25 protein-coding genes are annotated in these 23,670 nt (G+C 60.0%); 7 read left to right on the top strand and 18 right to left on the bottom strand.

Features of this window, described 5'->3' with window-relative positions; all coding sequences use genetic code 11:
• On the top strand, positions 1–768 hold a 768-nt coding region (locus tag ASB65_RS16180; RefSeq protein ID WP_060724681.1), incomplete at its 5' end, for an ABC transporter ATP-binding protein.
• A gap of 10 nt (positions 769–778) precedes the next feature.
• Here the strand turns inward: ASB65_RS16180 and ASB65_RS16185 are convergent.
• The 7 genes from ASB65_RS16185 to ASB65_RS16215 form a co-directional block, all read right to left on the bottom strand.
• Positions 779–1,855 carry an ABC transporter ATP-binding protein gene (locus ASB65_RS16185; RefSeq protein WP_060724682.1) on the bottom strand — a complete coding sequence of 359 codons (1,077 nt, stop codon included), beginning with the start codon at positions 1,853–1,855 and terminating at the stop codon, positions 779–781.
• Between the two features lie 4 nt (positions 1,856–1,859).
• Complete coding sequence (locus ASB65_RS16190) at positions 1,860–2,690, bottom strand: carbohydrate ABC transporter permease (protein WP_003510396.1); 831 nt, start codon at positions 2,688–2,690, stop codon at positions 1,860–1,862.
• 3 nt (positions 2,691–2,693) lie between these two features.
• A complete protein-coding gene (locus ASB65_RS16195) occupies positions 2,694–3,638 on the bottom strand; it encodes a carbohydrate ABC transporter permease (RefSeq protein WP_003510397.1) in 945 nt (314 codons plus the stop codon).
• 147 nt (positions 3,639–3,785) lie between these two features.
• Positions 3,786–5,045, bottom strand: a complete 1,260-nt coding sequence (locus ASB65_RS16200; protein WP_003510398.1) for an ABC transporter substrate-binding protein — start codon at positions 5,043–5,045, stop codon at positions 3,786–3,788.
• Between the two features lie 38 nt (positions 5,046–5,083).
• Positions 5,084–6,256 (bottom strand): PLP-dependent transferase, encoded by a 1,173-nt coding sequence (locus ASB65_RS16205; protein WP_020813353.1) that lies wholly within the window; start codon positions 6,254–6,256, stop codon positions 5,084–5,086.
• Positions 6,253–6,945, bottom strand: coding sequence for a FadR/GntR family transcriptional regulator (locus tag ASB65_RS16210; protein ID WP_003510400.1), 693 nt, complete (start codon positions 6,943–6,945; stop codon positions 6,253–6,255). The genes ASB65_RS16205 and ASB65_RS16210 overlap by 4 nt, the downstream gene beginning before the upstream one ends.
• A gap of 309 nt (positions 6,946–7,254) precedes the next feature.
• The gene (locus ASB65_RS16215; protein WP_060724970.1) at positions 7,255–7,728 is read right to left on the bottom strand and encodes a ribonuclease H family protein; all 474 of its coding nucleotides are present in this window, start codon (positions 7,726–7,728) and stop codon (positions 7,255–7,257) included.
• A gap of 193 nt (positions 7,729–7,921) precedes the next feature.
• On the opposite strand from ASB65_RS16215, the gene ASB65_RS16220 reads away from it, so the two are divergent.
• Entirely contained in the window at positions 7,922–8,350 is a 429-nt protein-coding gene (locus tag ASB65_RS16220; protein WP_236734541.1) for a GNAT family N-acetyltransferase, read from the top strand.
• A 129-nt stretch (positions 8,351–8,479) separates the two neighbouring features.
• Here the strand turns inward: ASB65_RS16220 and aztC are convergent, their stop codons facing one another.
• The 3 genes from aztC to aztA are packed head-to-tail and all read right to left on the bottom strand — an operon-like array spanning position 8,480 to position 11,221.
• Positions 8,480–9,505 (bottom strand): zinc ABC transporter substrate-binding protein AztC, encoded by a 1,026-nt coding sequence (gene aztC, locus ASB65_RS16225; protein WP_060724684.1) that lies wholly within the window; start codon positions 9,503–9,505, stop codon positions 8,480–8,482.
• Positions 9,506–9,534: 29 nt separating this feature from the next.
• Positions 9,535–10,401 carry a zinc ABC transporter permease AztB gene (gene aztB / locus ASB65_RS16230; RefSeq protein WP_080868659.1) on the bottom strand — a complete coding sequence of 289 codons (867 nt, stop codon included), beginning with the start codon at positions 10,399–10,401 and terminating at the stop codon, positions 9,535–9,537.
• Positions 10,394–11,221 (bottom strand): zinc ABC transporter ATP-binding protein AztA, encoded by an 828-nt coding sequence (aztA, locus tag ASB65_RS16235; RefSeq protein WP_060724686.1) that lies wholly within the window; start codon positions 11,219–11,221, stop codon positions 10,394–10,396. The genes aztB and aztA overlap by 8 nt, the downstream gene beginning before the upstream one ends.
• Before the next feature lie 299 nt (positions 11,222–11,520).
• On the opposite strand from aztA, the gene ASB65_RS16240 reads away from it, so the two are divergent.
• A complete protein-coding gene (locus ASB65_RS16240) occupies positions 11,521–12,726 on the top strand; it encodes a GTP-binding protein (protein ID WP_060724687.1) in 1,206 nt (401 codons plus the stop codon).
• Between the two features lie 204 nt (positions 12,727–12,930).
• Here the strand turns inward: ASB65_RS16240 and ASB65_RS16245 are convergent, their stop codons facing one another.
• The 3 genes from ASB65_RS16245 to ASB65_RS16255 all read right to left on the bottom strand — a co-directional run bounded on the left by ASB65_RS16245 (position 12,931) and on the right by ASB65_RS16255 (position 14,837).
• Complete coding sequence (locus tag ASB65_RS16245) at positions 12,931–13,368, bottom strand: YqaA family protein (protein ID WP_060724971.1); 438 nt, start codon at positions 13,366–13,368, stop codon at positions 12,931–12,933.
• An 81-nt stretch (positions 13,369–13,449) separates the two neighbouring features.
• Positions 13,450–13,734, bottom strand: a complete 285-nt coding sequence (locus ASB65_RS16250) for a hypothetical protein (RefSeq protein WP_003506739.1) — start codon at positions 13,732–13,734, stop codon at positions 13,450–13,452.
• Positions 13,731–14,837, bottom strand: coding sequence for a CobW family GTP-binding protein (locus tag ASB65_RS16255; RefSeq protein ID WP_236734540.1), 1,107 nt, complete (start codon positions 14,835–14,837; stop codon positions 13,731–13,733). Before ASB65_RS16255 ends, ASB65_RS16250 begins: the two co-directional genes overlap by 4 nt.
• Before the next feature lie 363 nt (positions 14,838–15,200).
• Between ASB65_RS16255 and ugpB the strand changes: the two genes are divergently transcribed.
• From ugpB to ASB65_RS16275, 4 genes are all read left to right on the top strand, one after another.
• Entirely contained in the window at positions 15,201–16,511 is a 1,311-nt protein-coding gene (ugpB, locus tag ASB65_RS16260) for a sn-glycerol-3-phosphate ABC transporter substrate-binding protein UgpB (RefSeq protein WP_174014776.1), read from the top strand.
• A gap of 68 nt (positions 16,512–16,579) precedes the next feature.
• Positions 16,580–17,461, top strand: coding sequence for a sn-glycerol-3-phosphate ABC transporter permease UgpA (gene ugpA / locus ASB65_RS16265; RefSeq protein ID WP_060724690.1), 882 nt, complete (start codon positions 16,580–16,582; stop codon positions 17,459–17,461).
• Between the two features lie 9 nt (positions 17,462–17,470).
• The gene (gene ugpE, locus ASB65_RS16270) at positions 17,471–18,319 is read left to right on the top strand and encodes a sn-glycerol-3-phosphate ABC transporter permease UgpE (protein WP_060724691.1); all 849 of its coding nucleotides are present in this window, start codon (positions 17,471–17,473) and stop codon (positions 18,317–18,319) included.
• The gene (locus ASB65_RS16275; protein WP_060724692.1) at positions 18,319–19,380 is read left to right on the top strand and encodes a sn-glycerol-3-phosphate import ATP-binding protein UgpC; all 1,062 of its coding nucleotides are present in this window, start codon (positions 18,319–18,321) and stop codon (positions 19,378–19,380) included. Before ugpE ends, ASB65_RS16275 begins: the two co-directional genes overlap by 1 nt.
• A gap of 72 nt (positions 19,381–19,452) precedes the next feature.
• Here ASB65_RS16275 and ASB65_RS16280 read toward each other — a convergent pair whose 3' ends face one another.
• The 5 genes from ASB65_RS16280 to ASB65_RS16300 form a co-directional block, all read right to left on the bottom strand.
• Positions 19,453–19,896 carry a glyoxalase superfamily protein gene (locus ASB65_RS16280; protein ID WP_020813365.1) on the bottom strand — a complete coding sequence of 148 codons (444 nt, stop codon included), beginning with the start codon at positions 19,894–19,896 and terminating at the stop codon, positions 19,453–19,455.
• Positions 19,897–20,105: 209 nt separating this feature from the next.
• Positions 20,106–20,804, bottom strand: coding sequence for an OmpW/AlkL family protein (locus tag ASB65_RS16285; RefSeq protein WP_060724693.1), 699 nt, complete (start codon positions 20,802–20,804; stop codon positions 20,106–20,108).
• Between the two features lie 309 nt (positions 20,805–21,113).
• On the bottom strand, positions 21,114–22,409 hold the full coding sequence (locus ASB65_RS16290; RefSeq protein ID WP_060724694.1) for an MFS transporter: 1,296 nt from the start codon (positions 22,407–22,409) through the stop codon (positions 21,114–21,116).
• Positions 22,410–22,496: 87 nt separating this feature from the next.
• The gene (locus ASB65_RS16295) at positions 22,497–22,898 is read right to left on the bottom strand and encodes a MarR family winged helix-turn-helix transcriptional regulator (RefSeq protein ID WP_020813368.1); all 402 of its coding nucleotides are present in this window, start codon (positions 22,896–22,898) and stop codon (positions 22,497–22,499) included.
• 145 nt (positions 22,899–23,043) lie between these two features.
• A complete protein-coding gene (locus ASB65_RS16300; RefSeq protein WP_003506595.1) occupies positions 23,044–23,613 on the bottom strand; it encodes a GNAT family N-acetyltransferase in 570 nt (189 codons plus the stop codon).
• Between the last annotated feature and the right edge of the window lie 57 nt (positions 23,614–23,670).

The following is a 23,670-nucleotide window of genomic DNA, read 5'->3' on the forward strand; positions in this document are numbered from 1 at the left end:
GCCATGGTGTTCCAGTCCTATGCGCTTTATCCGCATATGAGCGTCAGGAACAACATCGCCTTCCCGCTGAAGATGGCCAAGCTCGACAAGGCGGTGATCGACAGGAAGGTCGACGATGCCGCCCGTATCCTCAACCTCACCGATTATCTCGAACGCCGGCCCTCGCAGCTGTCAGGCGGCCAGCGCCAGCGCGTCGCCATCGGCCGCGCCATCGTGCGCGAACCGAAAGCCTTCCTGTTCGACGAGCCGCTCTCCAACCTCGATGCGGCGCTGCGCGGCACCATGCGGCTGGAAATCTCCGAGCTGCACAACACGCTGAAGACGACGATGATCTACGTCACCCATGATCAGGTGGAAGCCATGACCATGGCCGACAAGATCGTGGTGCTGAACCGCGGCAATATCGAGCAGGTCGGTTCGCCGATGGAGCTCTACAAGACACCGCGCAACCTCTTCGTCGCCGGCTTCATCGGCTCGCCGCGCATGAACCTGGTGACCGGCGATTACGCCCGGCAAAAGGGGGCGACCCCCGCCGGCGTGCGGCCCGAGCACCTGACGCTGTCGAAAGAAACCGGCCTGTGGCAGGGCAAGGTCACGGTTGCCGAACATCTCGGCTCCGACCCCTTCCTCCACCTCGACGTCCCCGGCATCGGCCCCATCACCGCCAGAACCGACGGTGAATTCGAATGCAAACACGGCGATACCGTCTTCATCACACCAGATGATGCCAAAATCCACAGGTTCGATGACAAGGGCATCGCGATATGACGCCTTAAGTTCAGGCCTCGTCGATCCTGACACCGTTTCGGTCAAAAACATGAAGCCGTTCCTGCGGGAAACCGACCCGCATGGACTTGCCCGGCTGCAACAGCGCCCGATCAGACGAAAACAGCTTGAAGGGCAATCCATGCACGGTTAGGTGCAGGATGATGCCGAGACCCGTCGGCTCGACGAGATCGACGGTCGCCTCGACAGCACCATCCGCAGGCGAGACGGTGACATGTTCCGGCCGGATACCGAGTGTGACCGGCTCACCATCGGCAAGCTTCACGTCGCGGCCGAGTTCGAGGCGTGTGCCATCGCCGAGCACGACGAAACTACGGTCATTCTCCCGCCCGAGCCGTCCTTCCAGAAAATTCATGCCCGGCGAACCGATAAATCCAGCGACGAACAGATTGGCTGGGCGATCGTAAAGATCGAGCGGTGCGCCGATCTGCTGCACATGGCCGGCATTCATCGCGACGATACGGGATGCTAGCGTCATCGCCTCGATCTGGTCATGGGTGACATAAACCGAGGTAGCGCCGAGATCAGCATGCATGCGCTTGATTTCGGCCCGCATCTGCTCGCGAAGCCGTGCATCAAGGTTGGAGAGCGGCTCATCGAACAGAAATGCCTTAGGCTGGCGCACGATGGCCCGGCCCATGGCGACGCGCTGGCGCTGGCCGCCGGAAAGCGCCTTCGGACGGCGTGCCAGATAGGGATCGAGACCGAGTTTCGCCGAAGCACCAGCCACGGCCGCCGCGATTGTTTCCTTGGGGCTGCGGCGCAGGCGCAGGCTGTAGCTCATATTGTCGGCGACGCTCATATGCGGATAAAGCGCATAGGACTGGAACACCATGGCGATATCCCGGTCCTTCGGCTTGCGGTCGTTGACGCGCTCACCGTCGATGGTCAATTCACCCGCTGAAATCTCCTCCAGACCGGCGATCATTCGCAGCAGTGTCGATTTTCCGCAGCCGGATGGGCCGACGAGGACGATGAATTCGCCGTCCTCGATCTTCAGATCGACCCCGTGCAGGACCGCAAGGTCGCCATAGGTCTTGCCGACATTCTTCAGCTCGATGGAAGCCATGGGATTATCCTTTCACCGCGCCGGCCGTCAGGCCCTGCACGAGATAACGTTGAATGAGCAGGAAGAAGAGACAGGCCGGAATGAGCGCCAGAACGCCCGCCGCCATCATCTGCCCGAAATCGACGGAAAACTTCGATACGAAGGTCAACAGCCCGACCGGGAAAGTGGCGCTCTGATTGCCGGAAATCAGCATCAGCGCAAACAGAAGCTCGCTCCAGGCGGCGGTGAAGACGAAGCCCAGCGTCGCAGCGATGCCCGGCAATGTCAGCGGCAGGATAATCTGGCGGAATGCCGTGAAGCGGCTTGCCCCGTCGATCATCGCCGCCTCTTCCAGATCCTTCGGAATGCCGTCGAAGAATGACTGCATGAGGAAAGTGGCAAACGGCACGTTGAAGGCGGTGTAGACGATGACGAGACCCGTCAGGCTGTTGGTGAGGCCGAGCGGCGACAGCATCTTGAAGATCGGCGCGACCAGCATGACCAGCGGAAACATCTGGGTAATCAGCATCAGCGCCACGATCCAGTATTTGCCCTTGAAGCGGAACCGCGACAGCGCATAACCGGACAGTGACGAGAGCACCGTAACGGCAAGTGCCGTGGAGCCGGCAACGATGACGCTGTTCTTAAAAAATGTCGGGAAGGCACTGTTTTCTATGACATATCGATAATGATCGAGCGTCGCGTGAGACGGCCACATCCGCACACCTTCGCTATAAAGCAGGTCGTTCGGCGTGACCGAGACCTTGAGCAGCCAGAACAGCGGAAACAGCGCAAAGACGATATAGGCGAGGATCGCCAGGCGATGGGCAAGGGTGAGGAATATCCTTGATGTCATCGGTCAGTCCTTCTCGATAAGGCGTTGGCGCAGGAGCACGATGAGCATGGAATAGGCCAGAAGCAGCACCAGAAGCACCAGCGCGATGGCCGAGGCATAACCGAAATCGAGCCGCCGGAACGCCTGCGTGAAGATGTAACTGGCGACAATCTGGGTGCGGTCTGCCGGTCCGCCATTGGTCATGACGATGATGAGATCGGCGAAATTGGCGATCCAGACGGTACGCAGCAAAACTGTGATGGCGATAGTGGGCGCCAGAAACGGCAGCGTAATCGAGGTGAAACGCTGCAACGGGTTTGCCCCGTCGATGGAAGCGGCCTCATAAAGATCGCGCGGGATGGCCTGAAGTGCGGCGAGCAGGGTGATCGCGAAAAAGGGAATGCCCCACCAGACATTGGCGATGATCGGCCCCCACATGGCGAGATGCGGATCGGCGAGAATATTGTTCGGCGCGGAGAGAAGCCCGAGCGAGACCATCCAGTGCGGCAGCGGCCCGATGACGGGGTTGAACAGCCACGCCCAGTTGAGACCAGCGAGGAACGTTGGCACGGCCCATGGCAGGAACACCAACGCCTGCGCCAGCCCCCTGCCCGCGAAAGGCTTGTCCAGCAGCAGCGCCAGAATGAGGCCGAAGAAGAATTGCAGGAACACCGAAGCACCGGTCCACCACAGCGTATTTTTCAAGGCCCGGTAAAAGGCCGCATCCTGCGACAGCGCCTCCAGATGTTTCAGGCCAACGAAACCACCGGAAAACGGATTGAGCAGCTGCACATCGCGAAACGCATAGGACAGGCCGAGCACCAGCGGCACCAGCATGACGGCGACGATGAGCACAAGCACGGGCGCACTGTAGAGCCAGGGTTCGGCCCAGTCGGCAAACCTTCGCATCGCTGGTTTGCCAGCCGGTTTGCGCGCGGCCACCGGCCCGGCGCCATGGGCATAGGACATTGTATCGCTCCCTGATCGGACGACGGAACGGACATGTTCCCACCCCCGCGCCGGCCGACCCGAAAATTTCAAGAATAGCCCCGCCGCAGCGAAGGCCCGGCAAGACCGCCGCACGGGCATAAACGCCCGCGCGGCCGACCCGTATCGTTACTTGGAGGCCAGGAACTTCTGCTGCGCCTTGGTCATGTAATCAGCCCATTGCTTGGCGAGGTCTTCCGGCGTGATATCGCCGAGCAGCGCTTCCTGCGATGTCTTGATGACAAGCGAATCCTTGAAGAAGGCGAATTCCTCAAGATAGGTCGGCATCGTCGTGGGTACGGCGTTCTTGTCCGCCAGCTCATCGAACCAGCCTTTGAACTGCTCGCTGGCATAGAAGGGGTCCTTCTCCGCCGACTTGTGCACCGGCAGCGCCCCCGTCTTCTTGTTCCACTCGATATTGCCTTCCGGCCCTTCCAGCGTCTCGACCAGCTTCCACGAGAGGTCCTTGTTGGCGGAGGCCGACATGATCGACCAGCCGGCGAAACCGATGGTCGGGAAGGTCTTGCCGTCAGGTCCCTTCGGCATGGTCATGACACCGAAATCTTCCGGCTTCATGCGCTGGGCAATGGCGATAAGGGCATCCGGATCCTGATCGAGGAAGGCGCAGGTACCGGAATAAAAGCCCGCGACGATCTCGTTGAAGCCCCAGTTGACGCTGTCCTTCGGTGCCAACCCGTTCTTGTAGAGATCGATCACGTAGGTCAGGCCCTTCACCCAGCCGGGGCTGTCAAAGGTGGATGCGCCGTCCTTGGTGAAGAACTCGTTCGAACCCGCCATGGATGCGCCGAACATGACCCAGCCGTTAAGGCCACCCGGTCCGCCGCGAAGGCAATAGCCGTATTTGCCGGGAAGTGCCGCGACCTTCTTGGAGGCATCGGCAAACTCGTCGAGCGTCTTCGGCGGTTCCTTCACGCCGGCCTGTTCCAGCAGTTTCTTGTTGTAGAACATTGCCCGGAGATAAAAGCCGTAAGGCAGCATATAGGCCGTATTCTTCACGTCGCGGCCGAGTTCCAGCGTGCGCTCGCTCAGACCCTTGGTGTGTTCCCACTTGGCAAGATAAGGTTCCAGGCTCTCGAGCATGCCGTTATTGGCATAAAGCGAAAGCCAGGTGTCGGGCATTTCCATCACATCAGGCACATCGCCGGCGGAGACCATCGTGGCGAATTTCTGGAAGGCCTCGCTCCAGGGCAGCGAGATGATCTCCACCTTGGTGCCGGGATTGGCGCTTTCGAACTTCGAAACGATGCCCTTCAGCGTTTCCGTCCGTTCGGGACTTGTAATGACTTCGACCAGTTTCAAGGTCGTGTCCGCCAGCGCCGTTCCGGTCATCAGGGCGGTGAAGATTGCTGCTGCTACCAGTTTTTTCATGTCGTTCTCCCCTTTTTTGTCGTCAGTTTTAAAACGCGTCAGGCGGCCGTGGCCGCCTTGATCGCGGGTTCGAGATCGTTCCAGAGCGCTTCCGTGCCCTCCAGTCCGACATGCAGGCGCACCGAACGCGCGCTGATGCCGAACGTGTGCGCGGAGTTTGGCTGCGCCTTCTGTTCAAGCACCACTTCACCCGGGACGATCAGGCTTTCATGCCCACCCCAGGAAACACCCAGTTTGAAAAGTTTGAGGCGGTCGGCAAAAGCGCGCACATCCACCCCTTCCTTGAAAATGAAGGAAAACAGGCCAGACGTACCGTTGAGGCCGGGCGGCAGGCGGTTCGCCAATCCCGGATGGCAAACCTTTTCCACCACATCGAGCGCCTGCAGGCGGCTGGCAATATCCAACGCCGATGCCTGATGCGCCCTCATGCGCAGCGGCAGGGTGCGCAAGCCGCGGATCAGCAACCACGCATCGAAGGGCGACATCTTGCCACCGAGATAGGGATAGGTTTCCGCCCGGATACGGTCGATCATCGCCTTGGAACCGGCAACCACGCCGGAGACCACATCGCTGTGCCCGCCGAGATATTTTGACGCCGAATGCACGACAAGATCGACACCGAGCGAGATCGGCTGCTGGAAGACAGGGCTTGCCCAGGAATTGTCGATGACGGTGACGGCGCCATGGCGCTTGCCAATCGCGGCGAGCGCACCGACATCATGGGCCTCCATCACCCAGCTGGTGGGGCTTTCCATGTAGAACAGCTTCGCGCCCGGCATAGCCTTTTCAACCGCCGCCTCGTCGCGGCCGTCGACATAGACCACCTCGATATTCATGCGCTGCATAAAGGTGCCAAACAGGCGGAACGCATCGGGATAGACATGGCGCACCGCGACGATGCGGTCGCCCGGCGAAACGAAGGAGAGAACGGTGGACGAAATGGCGGACATGCCGCTGGCAAAACCCAGCGCATCTTCTGCGCCCTCCAGCTTTGCCAGCATCTCTTCGAACATCCGCACGGTCGGGTTCAACCCTCGCGTATAGACCGGCCGCACCTTTTCGCCGCGATAGGTGGAAACCATTTCGTCGTAGCTGGAAAAGGTGAAAAGCGAGGTCTGCACAAGTGGCGGCACCACGGCTTCGAAAGCGTGGGCCTCGTCATGGGCGACGATCAGGGAGGCGGGATCGAAGAGATCGTTGCCTTGGTTCATTTCGACATGTCCTTGATATCCTCCTCGACGACAGCGAGGATTTTCAGTGTTTCTTCACGGGCGGTCTCCGCATCGCCGGCGGCGATGGCGTTGAACAGCGTGCGGTGAAAGGGGAAGGAGCGGCTTGCAAAGTCCGGCCGGTCGAAAGGCTTCAGCCAGAAACGTTCGAAACCTTCGCGCATCTGCTCCAGCAGCTGCTTGAACAGCGAATTATGCGTGGCGTCATAGATGGAGAGGTGGAAGGCAAGGTCGGCCTTGCCGGACGTGCCTTCAGCCAGATGCACCCGCTCCATCTCATCGAGCCGCGCTTCCATCGTGACAATATCTTCCGCCGTGCGGCGGCGCGCCGCCGCCATGGACGCTTCCACTTCGATGCCACGCCGCACCTCCAGCGTCATCAAAAGCGCATCGCGCAGGCTTTCGGCATCGATGGAAATCGGCATATGCACGGTGGCAGCGGAAATCGGCTTCAGCAGATAATTGCCACTGCCCTTGCGGCTGTCGATGACACCCAGCGCCTGAAACTTGCGGATGACTTCGCGGATGGTGGATCGGCCCACGCCCAGCGCCGCCATCAGTTCCCGCTCCGCCGGCAGCCGGTCTCCCGCCTTCAGCCCTGCCCGCTCCACATAGTCGGAAAGAGCGGCCTCGACCTGGCGCACGCGGTCGCTCGGCGGAATCGGCTGCATGAGTTCCCGGCTGGATCTGTCCAAGACGCACCCTCCAAATTGGTCTGACATCTTACCATTTCAAAGGGTGGATGGATTGTCAACCGGCAAGGACGGATGCTGGTGGAGCCACTCCTTCACGATGTCCTGTTGTGCCTCCGAAATGGCACAGAATACCTGAAACGATTCAGGTCGCCGTGCGTGATTACGTGGGTTGACGTTGCGGTAAAAAAGTACCGCGCAACCGCCCGATACGGGAATAGATCGAGACCGAAAGTGACTGGAGTTAAGAGCTTAGCGCACCGAATCTCGGCGACTGACGGCCGCCGGCTAAGCCACCGTAGCGCGGGCTACCCCACGCGCCAATGCATCGGCATGCTCATTGCCGACAGTGCCGGAGTGCCCTTTGCACCATTCCACGACCACATGGGGATGCCGCTCCAGCAGGTTGTCGAGCTGCTGCCAGATTTCCCTGTCGGGGATCGATCTTCGGCGGGTGCGCTGGTTAGGCGTGATCCGCTTCCAGCCATTGGTGCGCCAGATGGCCCTATATCGGCGGCAGCCTTCAATGACATGAACAGCGTCCGTCCAGAGCGTGACTGCCCGCGTTGGCGCCTCGGCGGCGATCCAGGACATTGCGTTCAGGACAGCGAGGACCTCGAACGTATTGTTCGATGCGCCAACCGTCTTGCCCGAGGCGGAATGGACTTGAAGGCCTGCTTCATGAACGACGAACGCCCATCCTCCGGATCGGGAGGCATTATCGAAGGAGCCGTCGGTGAAGATGTGAAGCGCATCAGCCATGAAGATGGTGTGTAGCACCGATATGGAAATCGCTAAAGGAGCAGTTCCAGGGCCATCGCGAAGGGATTGTCGCTCTGATGCTGTCCCGCCTTCTCGCTCCACAGCAGGCCGCATATTTGCGCCAGCAAGTGGGCGTGACAACCGTGCATTCATCTACTATCGAATTCATTCCCAAGGTCAGGAATCGACGGAGATGGAAATGCCTCTCGTGACTATTCAGCGTGTTTTGGAGCCAGCGGAAGAGGATCGAAAGGCCATCCTCGAGCCTCTTCTTGCTTACAATCTCGCAAAAGCGGGAGATGAAAATTACAAGCCGCTGGCGCTCTTGCTCCGCGATAACGAAAATGAAGTTCGCGGCGGCTTGTGGGCGAAGCTCTATTACGACTGGCTTTTCATCGAGCTGCTGTTCGTTCCGGAAGCCATGCGTGGCGAAAATCTCGGATCAAGGTTACTTCGAGATGCGGAAGACTGGGCAAAAGGTGAAGGTTGCAAAGGGACCTGGCTCGATACCTTCGCATTTCAGGCTCCCGAATTTTACAAGAAGCAAGGCTACGAGGTCTTTGGCACCATTGAGAACTATCCCGGGCCGCACAGCCGGTTTTTCCTGCGCAAGGTTTTTTGATGACGCAGCGAAATCTCGACGGCTTCTGCGCCTGCGGTCGAACTGCATAAATATCTGCAGGGGCAAACCACAAAAAGCAGAGAGGGCGGCGCAGGCCACCCTCCCCAGCTCATAGCGAAACTGCCCGTTTTACTGGCTGAGAACGGCCGCCGTAATCGTCTCGATATTGTGGTTGATCATGTCGATATAGGTGGCAGCCGGGCCGTCGGCGGTCGAAAGCGCGTCGGAATAAAGCGTGCCGCCAACCTTGAGGCCAGTTTCGCTGGCGATCTGGTCTATCAGCCGCTTGTCGGTGATGTTTTCGACGAAGATTGCCGAAGCCTTGTCGTGCTTCACCTGATCCACCAGCTTGGCGACATCGGCGGCTGAAGCTTCGGATTCCGTCGATACGCCCTCGGGCGCGAGGAAGTTCAGGCCATAGGCATGCTCAAAATAACCGAAAGCGTCATGCGAGGTGATGATGACACGCTTTTCCGGCGGGATGGCGGCGATCTCGGTCTTCACCTTCTCGTTCAGAGCGGCAAGCTTGGCGATATAGGCATCCGAATTGGCGGTGTACGGGGCGCAACCGGCCTTGTCGACCTCGCAAAAGGCGCCGGCAATGTTCTTCACGTAGATTTCGGCGTTCTTGATCGACTGCCAGGCATGCGGGTCGAACTCGCCGTGATGGTGGTGTCCCTCATGGCCGTGATCGTGATCATGGGCCTCGGCCGCCTCGTGCTTGTGGCCGGCTTCTTCTGCCTTGTGATCGTGACCTTCCTCTTCTTCCGCTTCCGGATGGGCGTGACCGGCCGGCTCTTCGGAAAGCTTGAGCGGCTCCACACCCTTCGTCAGTTCCACCACCGGCGCCTTTGTGCCGCTTGTGTCGATCAGCCGCTTCAGGAAGCCTTCGAATTCCAGACCATTGACCAGCACCACATCCGCCTTGCTGACGGCGACGGCATCGGCCGGGCGCGGCTCATAGACATGGGCATCGCCATCCGGCCCGACCAGCGTGGTGATTTCGACACGGTCACCGCCAACGGTTTTGGCGAAATCGGCAATGATCGAGAAGCTCGCCACGACCTTGAGTTCGGCGGCGGACGCCTGCGCCATCAGAACCGGGGAGAGGGAAAGAAGGCTGACGCCCGTTGCTAGACGGAGGGTTTTGAACATGAAGGTTCTCCTTTTTTCGAACGCTGTTTTCAGGCCGCTCTGTGACGGCCGGAACCGAGAAGATCGCTGAGCACGCCGCGCGTGCCGACGAGGATGGAGAGCGCATAGATGACGCCCGCGGAAAGGATGATCGCCGGGCCTGATGGCAGCGACGCGTGATAGGACAAAAGCAGGCCCGCAAAGCAGGAAACCATGCCGATGCCGATGGAGATGAAGCACATGGGCGCGACGCGATTGGACCAGAAGCGGCTGGCGGCGGCGGGCAGCATCATCAGGCCGACCGACAGCAGCGTTCCCAGCGCCTGGAAGCCGCCGACCAGATTGAGCACGACGATGGCGAGGAAGAGGAAATGCACCGGGCTGCCCCAGTTGCTGACCGAACGCAGGAACAGGGGATCGAGGCATTCCGCCAGCAGCGCCCGCCAGAAGGTGATCATCACCAGAAGCGTCCCGATGCAGATGCCGCCGATCAGGCCGAGCGCCTCATTGTTCAGCGCCAGCACAGTGCCGAACAGCACATGCATGAGATCGACGCTCGAACCGCGCCACGATACAAGCAGCACGCCGAGCGCCAGTGAAATGAGATAGAAGGCGGCAAGCGAGGCGTCTTCCTTCTGGATAGTGAAGCGCGACACAGCACCCGCGCCCAGCGCGACCAGTAGGCCGACGGCCAGCCCGCCGATGGTCATGGGCAGGATTTCCAGCCCGTAGAACAGAAACCCGACCGCCGCCCCCGGCAGGATGGCGTGGGACATGGCGTCGCCTGTCAGGCTCATGCGGCGCAGCATCAGAAACACCCCGACCGGGCCGCAGCTGATGGCAAGGATCAAGGCACCGGCAAGCGCGCGCTGCATGAAGACATACTGGACGAAGGGTTGGATGAAGATATCAGCCATGGGCATTCAAATTCGCGTGTGAGTGGGCATGGGAATGGACGGATGCCGTTTGCGGACTTGCCCCGACTATTTGGGCCGACGGCTCGTCGGCCGGCTCACACCAGGGTGCATTTTCCTCCCATGCCTCGTGGAAATGCCGCGCCTGCCGGATGTTCTCCGCCTTGAGGACATCAGCTGTCGTGCCCAGACCGACGAGCTTCCGGGCAAGGAACAGGGTCTGAGGAAAGTGCTGCCGCACCAATTGATGGTCATGAAGGACGGCCAGAACCGTGCGCCCCTCCGCCACCCATGATTTGATCAGCACCATAAGGTCGGCAACGGTGCGCTCGTCGACGGCGTTGAAGGGCTCGTCGAGCAGGATCAGCTGCGCATCCTGCAGCATGGCGCGGGCAAACAAAGCGCGCTGCATCTGGCCGCCGGACAACGAGTCGATATTGCGCCTCTCAAAACCGGAAAGCCCGACCGCTTCCATGACGCGGCCCATCGCCGCCCGGTCTGCGGGACGGTGGCGGCCGAGCAGGCCGCGTTTCGGCCAGAGACCAAGTGCCACCAGATCCCGCACCTGCGCCGGAAAGGAACGGTCGAGTTCCGATTGCTGTGGCAGATAGGCGACGGAAATACCTGAACTCACCCGGCACTCGCCGCCGAGCGGCTTCAGAATGCCGGCAATGCCTTTCATCAGCGTCGATTTTCCAGAACCATTGGCGCCGACCACCGCAGTGAGCGAGCCTTTGGCGATATCGCCATTCAGATGATGCACCGCCGCGCGGCCGGCATATCCAAGTGTCAGGTTTTTGAAGGCAAGGCACGGATCGTTCATCGATCCCTCCGGGGCAGGATGTCATTCGATGACCCCTAATATGTAATGTTATTACATTCGTCAAACGAATATGTAATGAAATAACATTAACTCTTGGAAAGATGACGTTGCGCTCTGCGCAAGCCACAGACCACCTCGCGTTGCGGGAGGTTTTTTTCTGTCGCCCGTTGACACGCAGTCAATATGTAATGTTATTACGTTACAGAATACGGACGGGGCAGCATTGAACCCGTCGTTTCCAGATCGTCCGCGTGTCCGCCGTGAGGTCCACGCGAGCGTTGCTAAAGAACGAGGTCCACATGTCAAAAAAACTTCCCGTCACCGTGCTTTCCGGCTTTCTGGGCGCCGGCAAGACGACGCTTCTCAATCATATTCTCGCCAATCGCGATGGTCTGCGCGTCGCGTTGATCGTCAATGACATGAGCGAGATCAATATCGACGCCGCGCTGGTGCGCGATGGCGGCGCCAATCTCTCCCGTACGGAAGAGCAGTTGGTGGAAATGACCAATGGCTGCATCTGTTGCACGCTGCGCGACGACCTGTTGACCGAGGTGCGGGCGCTGGCCGAACAGGGCCGTTTCGATTACCTGCTGATTGAATCCACCGGCATCGCCGAACCGCTGCCGGTCGCAGCAACTTTCGATTTTCGCGATGAAAACGGCCGCAGCCTTTCCGATGTCGCGCGTCTGGACACCATGGTGACGGTGGTGGATGCCGCCAATCTTCTCAAGGATTACGGTTCTTCCGATTTTCTGGCCGCCCGGGGCGAAACGGGGGGCGAAGGTGCCAACCGCCCCATCGTCGACCTTCTGGTGGAGCAGATCGAATTTGCCGATGTCGTCGTCCTCAACAAGATCGGCACCGCCACGCCGGATGAGAGGGATGCCGCACGCAAGATCATCGTCGGGCTGAACCCGGATGCGAAACTCATCGAGGCCGATTTCGGCAAGGTAGCGCTGAAGGAGGTTCTGGGCACAGGCCGTTTCGATTTCGCCAGGGCCGAAGAACACCCCCTGTGGTTCAAGGAATTGCACGGCTTCAAGGATCACATTCCCGAAACCGAGGAATATGGCATCCGCTCCTTCGTCTATCGCGCCCAAAAGCCGTTTGACCCCGTACTGTTCCAGCGCTTCATCGACCGCGCCTGGCCGGGGGTGGTGCGCGCCAAAGGCTTCTTCTGGCTGGCAACGCGTCCGCGTTATGTCGGCGAGATCAGTCAGGCCGGCGCATTGGTCCGCACCGGCAGGATGGGCCTCTGGTGGTCCGCCGTGCCTAGGGAGCAATGGCCGCGCGAAAAGCAGTTTCTGGATATGATGAAGCCCTATCTCGACCCGGTCTTCGGTGACCGGCGACAGGAAATCGTCTTCATCGGCTCCGATCCGATGAGCGAGGCACGCATCCGCGCGCAGCTCGATGCCTGCCTTATCGATACCGAAGCATTCACGCCGGATGTATGGCGGCACCTGCCGGACCCCTTCGCCAGCTGGGACAGGCAGGCAGCCTGATTGACTCCACCGCCCGCATTTTAGCCGAGCGGATGCGTCTTTCGCCTTCTCCCCGCCGGGGAGAAGGTCGCGGCAGCGGGTTGTGGGGGCAAGCTCTTCGCAAATCTCTGCGCTTGCCCCCTCATCTGACCCTTCAGGCCATCTTCTCCCCGACGGGGAGAAGAAACAAGCACCACCGTTTCGCGAAAATGAGCGTACGAAACACTACAGAAAATTCAGCGTTACCAACGCCAGCACAAGATAGCGCCCGACCTTGGCGATGGTGACCAGCAGCAGGAAGACCGGTAGCCGCTCCTTCATGATGCCGGCGGCAACCGTTAGCGGATCACCGATCAGCGGCGCCCAGCTGAGCAGCAGGGACCATTTGCCATAACGACGATACCAGTTCTGCGCGCGCTCCAGCGTCGCCTCCCCGACCGGAAACCAGCGTTCACGCCGAAAGCGCTCAATGCCGCGGCCGAGCAGCCAGTTGGCAAAGGAGCCTGCAACATTGCCGGCGCTGGCCACGGCGACCAATAGCCAGACAGGCTGGGATTTAAGAAGGATGAGGCCCGCCAGTGCCGCCTCCGACTGCATGGGCAGAATGGTCGCCGCGATAAACGCCGTCAGAAACAAACCCGCATATACTGCCAGATCGGCCATTGCCTGCCCTTCATCATCCGCGAATCTCACGGTCTTTGCCGAAGTGCCGGATGACGCCCCCGGCGTCAAGCGGGCGACGTCTCACACGGCCGGCACATCGGCGGCAATGGCCTGAACCACATCATGGCGGGCTACATCCAGCAGCGCCTTATGAACCGACAATTGCCGGGTCTTGCCGGATGCGGACAGAATGAGGATTACGGTTTCCTTCGGCGGGCAATTCGGCAGCGCGCAGGAAATCTCGTGGACGGAGACGATGTCGTCTTCTGAAAGAAACAGCAGCTCCCGCGTCCAATCCTTCATGATGCGGGCCTGCGAGACGATCGCGGAGCCGCTGCGCGCAAGCGGATTCGTTTTTACCGTCATCGGAATGCCTTCCGCCCCGCCTGCGAGGCCAATGTATCGAACAGATCGCGGATCGGCTGCTGCGGCATATCCACGCCGATCAGGACGATGCGCGTTGCGCGGTTGCCATCCGGCCAGCTTTCCAACCGGGTCAGTGGATAAAGCCGATGCTGCACCGCATGGGCGACAACCGGCCGCTCCGGGTCGTCAGTCGCACCGAAAATTCCCTTGAGCCGCAACAGGCCGGAATGCACATTGCTGGTGACGAGTTCAAGAAAAGTGACAATCGCCTGCGGATCCAAAGCGCCGTCAAAGGTGAGATCGAAGGCCTCGACCCCGACACCATGGCGGTTGATATCGTGCTGATGGGCGGCATGAAGGCTCAGCCTGTCGGCCGCCAACCATCCCGGCGCATCCTCCGGCTTGCCGCGCAGCGAATAATCCGATGCCTTAAATAACGACATCAGGTCGAAGCCGGCCGCATTACGGTCATGAAACGACGCCGCAGGATTGAGATCGGCGAGGCTTTCGCGGTCAATAGCCGCAGCATCCGCAAGATCGGTTTTCGTCAGGACGACGTGGTCGGCAAAGGCAAGCTGTTTCCAGCCCTCGATAAAACTGTCGAGCATCGCCGGGCCGGCGACAACGTCGAAAGCCGTCACCACGCCTGAAAGATGGAAATGCCGGGCGACAATGTGATCACGCAGGCCAAGCGCCGGCGTGCCGCCGGCGATCAGGCTGTTGATGATCGGTGCGGGATCGGCAAGGCCGGTGGTTTCGATAACGACGCGCGATACACCAGGCACCACCCCTTCCAGAAAGGCCTGATGCAGCTCGTAAAGCGAGGTGCGGATATCGCTGGTGGCGGTACAGCAGATGCAGCCCGTCGTCGTTCTGAAATATCGTTCAGAACCCGTGCGAACCAGACCGTGATCGATGGGCACCGCGCCGAATTCATTGACGATGACAGCGGCATCACCCATGGCCGGCTCAGCCAGAAGCTCGTTCAGCAACGTCGTCTTGCCCGTCCCCAGAAAACCCGTCAGCAGGGTGACCGGCACCGTGCTGACGGATGGCGCGACGGTTGGGTCGTCCCTGCGCTCCACCGCCTTCTTCCGCTTCATTCCGAACACGTCAGCACCTTCGCTATCCATAAAATTCACGGCACCATAATACGTAATGTAATAACATATCAATGACGATTACGGGATTTCCGGCGAGAGCAATTCCCTTATGCCGGATAAGAAAATGTCATGACCACATGCTCCCAACTCTCGGGCGCATGAAAAAACCACGGAACGAAGGAAATGGAATAATAAATCCGTTTCCTTCACTTTCGTTTTAATCGTTCCACGTTCTCTTGCATTTTCGTTAGAGTTCGCTTTTAATCGGTAGTGCTAATACAGGAAAGATCACCCGCAGCCGGATCGAGGAGGATAGGCTGCAATTAAGGGGCTGTATCTTTTACTGTTTTCATAATGGGAGGAATCACCTTGAAAAAACTCAGCTACCGCCTCGCCGCGGCATCCGCGCTTTCGTTTTTTGTCACATCGAATGCATATGCAGTAACGGAAATCCAGTGGTGGCACGCCATGACCGGCGCCAATAACGAGGTCGTGGATACGCTGGCGAAAGAGTTCAACGAGAGCCAGAAAGATTACAAGATCACGCCCGTCTTCAAGGGCACCTATCCGGAAACCTTGAATGCCGGCATTGCCGCCTTCCGCGCCAAGCAGCCGCCCGCGATCATTCAGGTCTTCGACGCCGGCTCGGGTGTGATGATGGGTGCGGCCGGCGCCATCAAGCCGGTGGCGGATGTTCTGAAGGAAGGCGGTTATACCTTCAACAAGGACGAATATCTGGCCGGCATCGTCGCCTATTATTCCAAGCCTGACGGCACCATGCTGTCCTTCCCCTATAATTCGTCCTCGCCGATCCTCTATTACAACAAGGATGTCTTCCAGAAGGCCGGCCTCGATGCCGCCAACCCGCCGAAGACATGGCCGGAAGTTTTCGAAGCCGCCAAGAAGATCAAGACCAGCGGTGCCGCCCAATGCGGTTTCACCTCCACATGGCTCACCTGGATTCAGACTGAAAACTTCGCCGCGTGGAACAACGTTTCCTATGGCAGTAATGAAAACGGGCTTGGCAGCACCGATGTGAAGCTCGCAGTCAACGCGCCGCTCTTCGTCGAGCACTTCCAGGCGATTGCCGATCTGGCGAAAGACGGTGTCTTCCGTTATGGCGGTCGCACTTCGGAGGCCAAGCAGCTGTTCATGTCCGGAGAATGCGGCATCCTGACCGAATCATCCGGCGGCCTTGGCGATATCGTCAAGACCGGCATGAATTACGGCATCGGCCAGCTTCCCTATTATGAGGGCCATGGTCCGCAGAACACCATTCCGGGCGGCGCGAGCCTCTGGGTCTTCGGTGGCAAGAGCGATGCCGAATATAAGGGTGTGGCCGAATTCTTCCATTTCCTCTCCCAGACCAAGATCCAGGCACGCCTGCATCAGGTCTCCGGCTACATGCCGGTGACGATCGCGGCCTATGAGGAAACCAAGAAATCCGGCTTCTACGACAAGAACCCTGCCCGCGAAACGCCGCTTCTGCAGATGATGGGCAAGCCGCCGACGGAAAATTCCAAGGGCGTGCGCCTCGTGAATCTGCCGCAGGTGCGCGACATCATGAACGAGGAGTATGAGGCGATGCTGGCCGGCAAGCAGGACGCAAAAACGGCGCTCGACAAGATTGTCACGCGCGGTGATGCGGCCATCAAGCAGGCCATCGGCAACTAAACGATCCCTGCCCCCGCCCGCATCCTTATCCGGTGCGGGCGGCACTCCCATCTCATCAGGAGATCGCCGTGCAAAGCGTCGTATTCCCCAACAAGATCCTGCCCTATCTGCTGGTCGCACCGCAGATCACCCTCACGGTGATCTTTTTCTTCTGGCCTGCAAGCCAGGCGCTCTACCAGTCGACCATGCGCGAGGACGCCTTCGGGCTGAGCAGCAATTTCGTCGGGCTGGCCAATTTTTCCGCCGTACTTTCAGACGAGAGCTATCTGAACTCGCTGCAGGTCACGGTCATCTTCAGCATCCTGACCGCACTCGTCTCCATGGGGCTGGCGCTGCTTCTGGCAACGGCGGCGGACCGCGTGGTGCGCGGCAAGGGCTTTTACCGCACCATGATGATCATGCCTTACGCCGTCGCGCCCGCCGTGGCCGGCATGTTGTGGCTGTTCATGTTCAACCCGGCCATGGGAACCTTCTCCTATATCCTGCGCCGTAACGGCATCATGTGGGATCCGCTGCTCAACGGCAACCAAGCCATGCTGCTGGTCGTCGCGGCCGCTGCGTGGAAACAGATCAGTTACAATTTCCTGTTTTTTGTCGCAGGCTTGCAGGCAATTCCTAAATCATTGCTGGAGGCAGCCTCCATTGACGGCGCGCGTGGTGCGCGACGCTTCTGGACCATCGTTTTCCCGCTGCTTGCGCCGACAACCTTCTTCCTGCTGGTCGTCAACACTGTCTACGCCTTCTTCGATACCTTCGGCATCATCCATGCCGTCACCGGCGGCGGGCCTGCAAAGGCCACGGAAACGCTGGTCTACAAGGTCTATAATGATGGCTTCGTGAACCTCAATCTCGGCTCTTCCGCCGCGCAATCCGTCATCCTGATGGTGATCGTCATCGCGCTCACCGCCTTCCAGTTCCGCTTCGTCGAGAAGCGCGTGCATTACGGCTGAGGATTTCCCATGATTGAAAATCGCCCCGTCGCACGCGTGATCGCCCATCTGATGCTGGTACTCGGCATCATCATCGTGGCCTTCCCGATCTATTACACCTTCGTCGCCTCCTCGATGACGTCGAACGACATCATCCGCCCGCCAATGTCGCTGCTGCCCGGCGGCCATCTCGGTGAAAACTATACCGACGCCATGGTCGGAGGCGTCGAGCGTGTCGTCGGCGTCAGCCTCGAGCGGCTGCTGTTCAACAGCTTCGTCGTGGCGCTCGCCATCGCCATCGGCAAGATCGTCATTTCGTTCCTGTCGGCCTTCGCGATTGTGTTTTTCCGCTTTCCCTTCCGCATGGGCTTTTTCTGGATGATCTTCATCACGCTCATGCTGCCGGTGGAAGTGCGTATCCTGCCCACCTACAAGGTCATCGTCGATTTAGGCCTGATCGATACCTATGCAGGACTGACACTGCCGTTGATGGCGTCGGCAACGGCAACATTCCTGTTCCGGCAGTTCTTCCTCACCATTCCCGGTGAGATGGTCGAGGCGGCGCGTATCGATAATGCCGGCCCGTTCCGCTTCATGCGCGATATCCTGCTGCCGCTGTCGAAAACCAATATCGCCGCTCTGTTCGTGATCCTGTTCATCTATGGCTGGACCCAATATCTCTGGCCGCTGCTCGTGACCAACGACGCCAAGATGAACACGATCATCATCGGCCTCAAGCGCATGGTGGATTTCACCGATGCCTCGACGCCCTGGAATTATGTGATGGTGACGGCGATCCTCGCCATCATCCCCCCTGTTATCATTGTGGTGCTGATGCAGCGCTGGTTCGTCAAAGGTTTGGTGGAGACCGAGAAGTAATGGCAAAAATTGCGCTGAAAGACGTCCGCAAGGTTTATGGCGGCAATGTCGAGGCCATCAAGGGCGTATCGATGGAGATCGCCGACGGCGAGATGATCGTTCTCGTCGGCCCCTCCGGCTGCGGAAAATCCACCCTGTTGCGCATGATTGCCGGACTGGAGGGCATTTCGGGCGGCCAGATCATAATCGGTGATCGCGTCGTCAACGATCTCGAACCGTCGGACCGAGACATCGCCATGGTGTTCCAGAATTATGCGCTTTATCCGCATATGACGGTGCGGCAGAACCTTGCCTACGGCCTGAAGAACCGCAACACGCCGAAGGACGAGATCGATCGGCGTATCACCGAGGCGGCCAGGGCGCTCGAAATCGAACAGTTCCTGGAGCGCAGGCCGCGCCAGCTTTCCGGCGGCCAGCGCCAGCGCGTCGCCATGGGCCGCGCCATCGTGCGCAAGCCGGCAGCCTTCCTGTTCGACGAGCCGCTCTCCAACCTCGACGCCAAGCTGCGCGTGCAGATGCGCGTCGAAATCCGCCGCCTGCAACGCTCGCTCGCCACCACCAGCGTCTACGTGACCCATGACCAGATGGAGGCCATGACGCTGGCAGACCGGCTGGTGGTGCTGAATGCCGGCCGCATCGAGCAGATGGGCACGCCGATCGAGCTTTACGAAAAACCGGCCACCACCTTCGTCGCCACCTTCATCGGCTCGCCCTCCATGAACCTTCTGAGCCACGGCGCGGTAACGGCCAATGGCTCTTCCGGCTGGTCGGTGCAGGGAACCACAGCGCTGCCGCAAACCGTCGCCACGCTCGGCATTCGTCCCGAGGACATCACACTTGCCGATGAAGCCCCTGCGGACGCCGCCTTCACCGGCACGGTGCAGGTGGACGCCGTGGAACTGGTGGGTGCGGAAAGTTATGTGCATGGCTCCTTCGCGGATGGCACCGCCATCGTCTTCCGCGTCCACGGCCGTTCGCAGCTGCGCATCGGCGAGACGCTGCGGATCGCCGCACAGGCAAAGGATTTCCATCTGTTCGATGCATCGGGCAAGCGGATTTAGGCTTGGCCACAGAAACGGGACACCCGCCACTCGGCGGGTGCTCGCACTATTGCTAGAATCTCCGGCGGCTCCTTACCACACCAGTTCCACCTGCGGCCGGCCGTTGGAGGTTTTCTCCACCGTCCGGCCGGATGTATCGACGTTGCAGTGAACCCGCTGCCGGAAGGCGGAAAAGCTTTCGAAGGTGACGACATCCACCGGGTCGTCAAGATGCAGGGTCAGCCGGTAGCGTTCGGGATCGCCGCCGAGCGCCTGCACGCCCAGAACGGAGGCCACGAAGGGCTGGCCTAGATAAAAGCCTTCCACCCTTGAGCCCAGAAGGTAGGGGTTGAAGGCGGGGCGGTTGCCGGCTGATGCGTGGAGGGTATTCCAGTCGCGGAAGCCATATTGCGCGGCGATGAGTTCCAGCGCTTTCGAATGGGTGATTGCCTGTCCCTCGCCTTCGAGAGCGGCGCGCAGGCGTTTCGCCTGTTCCTTCAGCCCCTCAAGCGCGGGAAGCGGTTTGGACACGTACATAACGGTTCTCCAACATGCGCATGCCGAATGTTCCGAAGGGGGTCCGCGTTGCCATCGACGACATGCAAAACATGGGGATGACCGTTATTCTGAAAAGAGCTTCACCAGGGGCGCAAACACCTGCGGACGGCCGGGGCTCTTCTGCCCGTGGCCGTCCCTATAGCCGATATGACGCCGCCCGTCAAAGGCGGCGCAGCATCGAACCCTGATCAGAAGCGATAGGTAATACCCGCGCCGATCAGCCAGGGATCGAGCTTGGCCTTGCCGCTGATCGGCGTGCCACCCAATTCGGCGGTCCAGTCGGTCTTCAGGAAGATCTTCTTCACGTCGAAGTTCACGCCCCAATGCTCGTCCAGCATATAGTCGAAACCGACCTGCACAGCAGCACCGAGCTTGTTCTTCACGTCGAGATTGCTGAAACCGGGCTTTTCCGACTGGTTGTAGAACAGCGAATAGTTCACGCCCGCGCCGATATAGGGTTTGAAGGCGCCGAAATCGGTGAAGTGATATTGCAGCGTCAGCGTTGGCGGCAGCAGCCATGTCTTGCCCACTGGCGTTCCGGCGAGCACGCCCTCGCCGTTGATCTTGGCGTAGGTGGTGCCAAGGATAAGCTCGGCGGCGATATTCGGGGTGAAGAAATAGCTGATGTCGAGTTCCGGGATCACGGTGTCCGAATAGGACAGGCTCGCGCCCGGCACACCGTCGACGCTGCCGCTGTCATTGGTGATGACGCCGAGGCCGCGCACGCGCAGCATCCACGGGCTTGCCGCGGCAATCGCCTCTTCGGCGGTGGGCGCCGGCGCTGCCGGGGCCAGATCGGCCGCCATGGCATTGGCGGATATCAGCGTGGCCGCAACACCAGCCATGACACTGGCAAGCAAAGCGGTTTTTCTGTTTCTGTTCGTCATTCCATCTCTCCTATAGCGCACCGCAGCCGGGCAAGTCCCCGGAAACCGGCTGATGACGGCGGGTCTGGCGAATCTTCGCTTGGCCGCAACCGCTTGGGAGCCAGTATGACAACGGGAAAGGCAGGCCGATTGAGATGGATCAAACCGGCGTGCCGATCACGCAAGGGAGCTGATAACCGGCACGCATTGTGACAATTGCGCAACAAAACCGTCCGGCGATCGAGCAGCGGTGCACGCCGCACCCGGCACATGCTCGGAAAACACAAAAAAGGCCCGCATCAGCAGGCCTTTTTCAGTGCATCACCTCTCTCACGCGGTCTGGGGCGTGAGGCTCGCGGAACCGGGCTTGCGCAGAAGCAGAACCGATACGGCCGCGATCATGCACATCAGACCGGCAATCTGCAGCGCGGGCATATAGGTGTCGAAGTCGCTCTTGAAGAAACCGGCGCCAAAGGCGGCGGTGGCGGCTCCCAGCTGGTGGCCGGCAAAGACCCAGCCGAAAACGAGACCGGCCTTTTCGCGACCGAAATTCTCGGCGGCAAGCTTCACCGTCGGCGGCACGGTCGCCACCCAGTCCAGCCCGTAGAAGACGGCAAAGACCGAAAGTTCCACGAAGCTGAACCCCGAGAATGAGAGATAGAGCAGGGACAGGCCGCGCAGACCGTAGAACCAGAACAGCAGGAAGCGATTGTCGAACCGGTCGGAAAGCCAGCCGGCGAAGATCGTGCCGAAGAAATCGAAGATGCCGATTACCGCCAGTGTGCCCGCCGCTGTCACCGCTGCCATGCCGAAATCACCGCAGATTGAAATCCAGTGTGTCTGGATAAGACCGTTGGTCGAAAGCCCGCAGACAAAAAATGTGCCGAAAAGCACCCAGAAGACCGGGTTGGCCGATACGCTCTTCAGCGTCACCAGCGGCGATAGCAATGTGGCGAGAAGATTGTGATCCTGCTTGACCGGCTTTGCCACCACGGTCTCGCCATAGGCCGGCAGGCCGACATCGGCAGGATGGTCGCGCATCCAAAGCAGGACGAGAACCATGGCCGTGGCAATTACCGCCACGGACAGGGTAAGGGCGGTTCGCCAGCCATAGGCTTCCGTCAGCGCCGCCAGCAGCGGCAGAAAGACCAGCTGGCCGGTGGCGTTGCTCGCCGTCATGAGGCCGATCACCAATCCGCGACGCTTGGAAAACCAGCGAGCCGCCACGGTGGCGCCCAATACCAGGGCGGTCATGCCGGTACCGACACCGATCACCACGCCCCAGAGCAGCAGCAATTGCCATACCTCGGTCATGAAGAAGGAGGCGACGATGCCGCCCATGATCAGGGCAAGCGCAGTGGACACCACCTGCCGGACGCCGAAATGATTCATGAAGGCGGCGGCAAAAGGTCCAAGCAGGCCAAAAAGCACCAGCCTGACGGCCATTGCCGAGGAAATATCGGCAATATCCCAGCCGAATTCCTGATGCAGCGGCTGGATCATCACCCCTGCAGATCCCATCGCACCGGCGGTGGCCAGCATGGTCAGAAAGGTGGTTGCGGCAACGAGCCAGCCATAATGCAGATTTCTGCCGGCCATCCAGCTGGCGAGGCGTGTGGAGAGCATGTTCAAATTCCCTTTCCAGCGGCCGTGGCCGATATTTTACGGGTATATACCCTATATTGCGGGCAGATACCCGCATATCCCCAAAAATTACAGGGCTGCGAGCAGTTCCTGCAATTGTGCTGTCTTTTCGGGCCCAAGCCGGGCCTCGATTTCATCCTGTACCCCATCCCAGAGCGGCGCACCCGCCTTCAGGATCGCGTGTCCTTCCGTCGTCACCGTCAGCATCGCTTCCCGCTGATCCTCGCCATGGCCGATGGCCACCAGACCCATACGAGCCAGCACCTTGGCATTGCGGCCAACGGTGGAGCGATCCAGTTCCACCCGCGCGGCCAGATCGGTCAGCGAGACGGGCGCGGTGCGGTTGATGTTCCGCAGCAGGCTGAACTGACCGATATTGACGCCAAGCGGCGCCAGGGCCTCGTCATAATAGGACGAGACCTTACGGGATGCTTTGCGCAACAGGATGCAGTGGCAACTATCGTTTGGCATTTGTCTCGGGTATATACCCGTAAATTTTTGCGCGCAAGAGGTGCTCGGGAATTATCGGCGGGCAAGGGCCACCTCCCTTGGCCATATAGCAGAAACAATAAACCCCGGCTTTGGGCCGGGGTTTGATATCAGCAGCGAGGTTCGTTCAGGCAGAGAGCCTGCGGCCGCTTGCCACCAGCAGACCGGCAGCGCCTTCCAGCCAGCCTGCTTTCAGTTCCAGCGCCAGGAAACGGCTGCGCTCGAACGGGCCGGGCATGATGAGATGCTGGGCCTTGTCGGCGAAGAAGCCGAAACGTTCGTAATAAGGGGCGTCGCCAACCAGAAGAACGGCGCCGTGGCCGCGCTTGGTGGCTTCGCCAATGGCGGCACGCATCAGCGCCGAGCCGATGCCCTTGCCCTCATGGGCGGCATCGACAGCCAGCGGGCCGAGCAGCAGCGCTTCGACAGCGCGGCCTTCGCGGGAGATACCGGCCTCGACATTCCACAGGCGCACCGTGCCGATGACATGGCCATCCTCATCGCGGGCGACGAGTGCCAGACCTTCGGCCGGAACGCGACCGGCGCGCAGCTTCTCGGAAGACTTGCGGCGGCGGCCGGCGCCCATGGCGCGGTCCAGCAGGTTCTCACGGGCGACGACATCGCCCGGATTTTCCTGATCGACATGAAATGTCTGCGGTGTGAAAAATGCCCGTACCGAATTCAAAAGAGCGGCCATCCTTGGCCTCCCGTCACACTACCGCCCACACGCGGCCCTTGATAAAAAAATGGTGGA

The organism is Agrobacterium tumefaciens str. B6 (assembly GCF_001541315.1).
Lineage (GTDB): Bacteria > Pseudomonadota > Alphaproteobacteria > Rhizobiales > Rhizobiaceae > Agrobacterium > Agrobacterium radiobacter.

Bases quoted from the DNA above. Each gene is read 5' to 3' on its own strand.
- ASB65_RS16185 (WP_060724682.1), bottom strand. From the start codon at position 1,855: ATGGCTTCCATCGAGCTGAAGAATGTCGGCAAGACCTATGGCGACCTT.
- ASB65_RS16190 (WP_003510396.1), bottom strand. From the start codon at position 2,690: ATGACATCAAGGATATTCCTCACCCTTGCCCATCGCCTGGCGATCCTC.
- ASB65_RS16195 (WP_003510397.1), bottom strand. From the start codon at position 3,638: ATGTCCTATGCCCATGGCGCCGGGCCGGTGGCCGCGCGCAAACCGGCT.
- ASB65_RS16200 (WP_003510398.1), bottom strand. From the start codon at position 5,045: ATGAAAAAACTGGTAGCAGCAGCAATCTTCACCGCCCTGATGACCGGA.
- ASB65_RS16205 (WP_020813353.1), bottom strand. From the start codon at position 6,256: ATGAACCAAGGCAACGATCTCTTCGATCCCGCCTCCCTGATCGTCGCC.
- ASB65_RS16210 (WP_003510400.1), bottom strand. From the start codon at position 6,945: ATGCAGCCGATTCCGCCGAGCGACCGCGTGCGCCAGGTCGAGGCCGCT.
- ASB65_RS16215 (WP_060724970.1), bottom strand. From the start codon at position 7,728: ATGGCTGATGCGCTTCACATCTTCACCGACGGCTCCTTCGATAATGCC.
- ASB65_RS16220 (WP_236734541.1), top strand. From the start codon at position 7,922: ATGGAAATGCCTCTCGTGACTATTCAGCGTGTTTTGGAGCCAGCGGAA.
- aztC (WP_060724684.1), bottom strand. From the start codon at position 9,505: ATGTTCAAAACCCTCCGTCTAGCAACGGGCGTCAGCCTTCTTTCCCTC.
- aztB (WP_080868659.1), bottom strand. From the start codon at position 10,401: ATGGCTGATATCTTCATCCAACCCTTCGTCCAGTATGTCTTCATGCAG.
- aztA (WP_060724686.1), bottom strand. From the start codon at position 11,221: ATGAACGATCCGTGCCTTGCCTTCAAAAACCTGACACTTGGATATGCC.
- ASB65_RS16240 (WP_060724687.1), top strand. From the start codon at position 11,521: ATGTCAAAAAAACTTCCCGTCACCGTGCTTTCCGGCTTTCTGGGCGCC.
- ASB65_RS16245 (WP_060724971.1), bottom strand. From the start codon at position 13,368: ATGGCCGATCTGGCAGTATATGCGGGTTTGTTTCTGACGGCGTTTATC.
- ASB65_RS16250 (WP_003506739.1), bottom strand. From the start codon at position 13,734: ATGACGGTAAAAACGAATCCGCTTGCGCGCAGCGGCTCCGCGATCGTC.
- ASB65_RS16255 (WP_236734540.1), bottom strand. From the start codon at position 14,837: ATGAAGCGGAAGAAGGCGGTGGAGCGCAGGGACGACCCAACCGTCGCG.
- ugpE (WP_060724691.1), top strand. From the start codon at position 17,471: ATGATTGAAAATCGCCCCGTCGCACGCGTGATCGCCCATCTGATGCTG.
- ASB65_RS16275 (WP_060724692.1), top strand. From the start codon at position 18,319: ATGGCAAAAATTGCGCTGAAAGACGTCCGCAAGGTTTATGGCGGCAAT.
- ASB65_RS16280 (WP_020813365.1), bottom strand. From the start codon at position 19,896: ATGTACGTGTCCAAACCGCTTCCCGCGCTTGAGGGGCTGAAGGAACAG.
- ASB65_RS16285 (WP_060724693.1), bottom strand. From the start codon at position 20,804: ATGACGAACAGAAACAGAAAAACCGCTTTGCTTGCCAGTGTCATGGCT.
- ASB65_RS16290 (WP_060724694.1), bottom strand. From the start codon at position 22,409: ATGCTCTCCACACGCCTCGCCAGCTGGATGGCCGGCAGAAATCTGCAT.
- ASB65_RS16295 (WP_020813368.1), bottom strand. From the start codon at position 22,898: ATGCCAAACGATAGTTGCCACTGCATCCTGTTGCGCAAAGCATCCCGT.
- ASB65_RS16300 (WP_003506595.1), bottom strand. From the start codon at position 23,613: ATGGCCGCTCTTTTGAATTCGGTACGGGCATTTTTCACACCGCAGACA.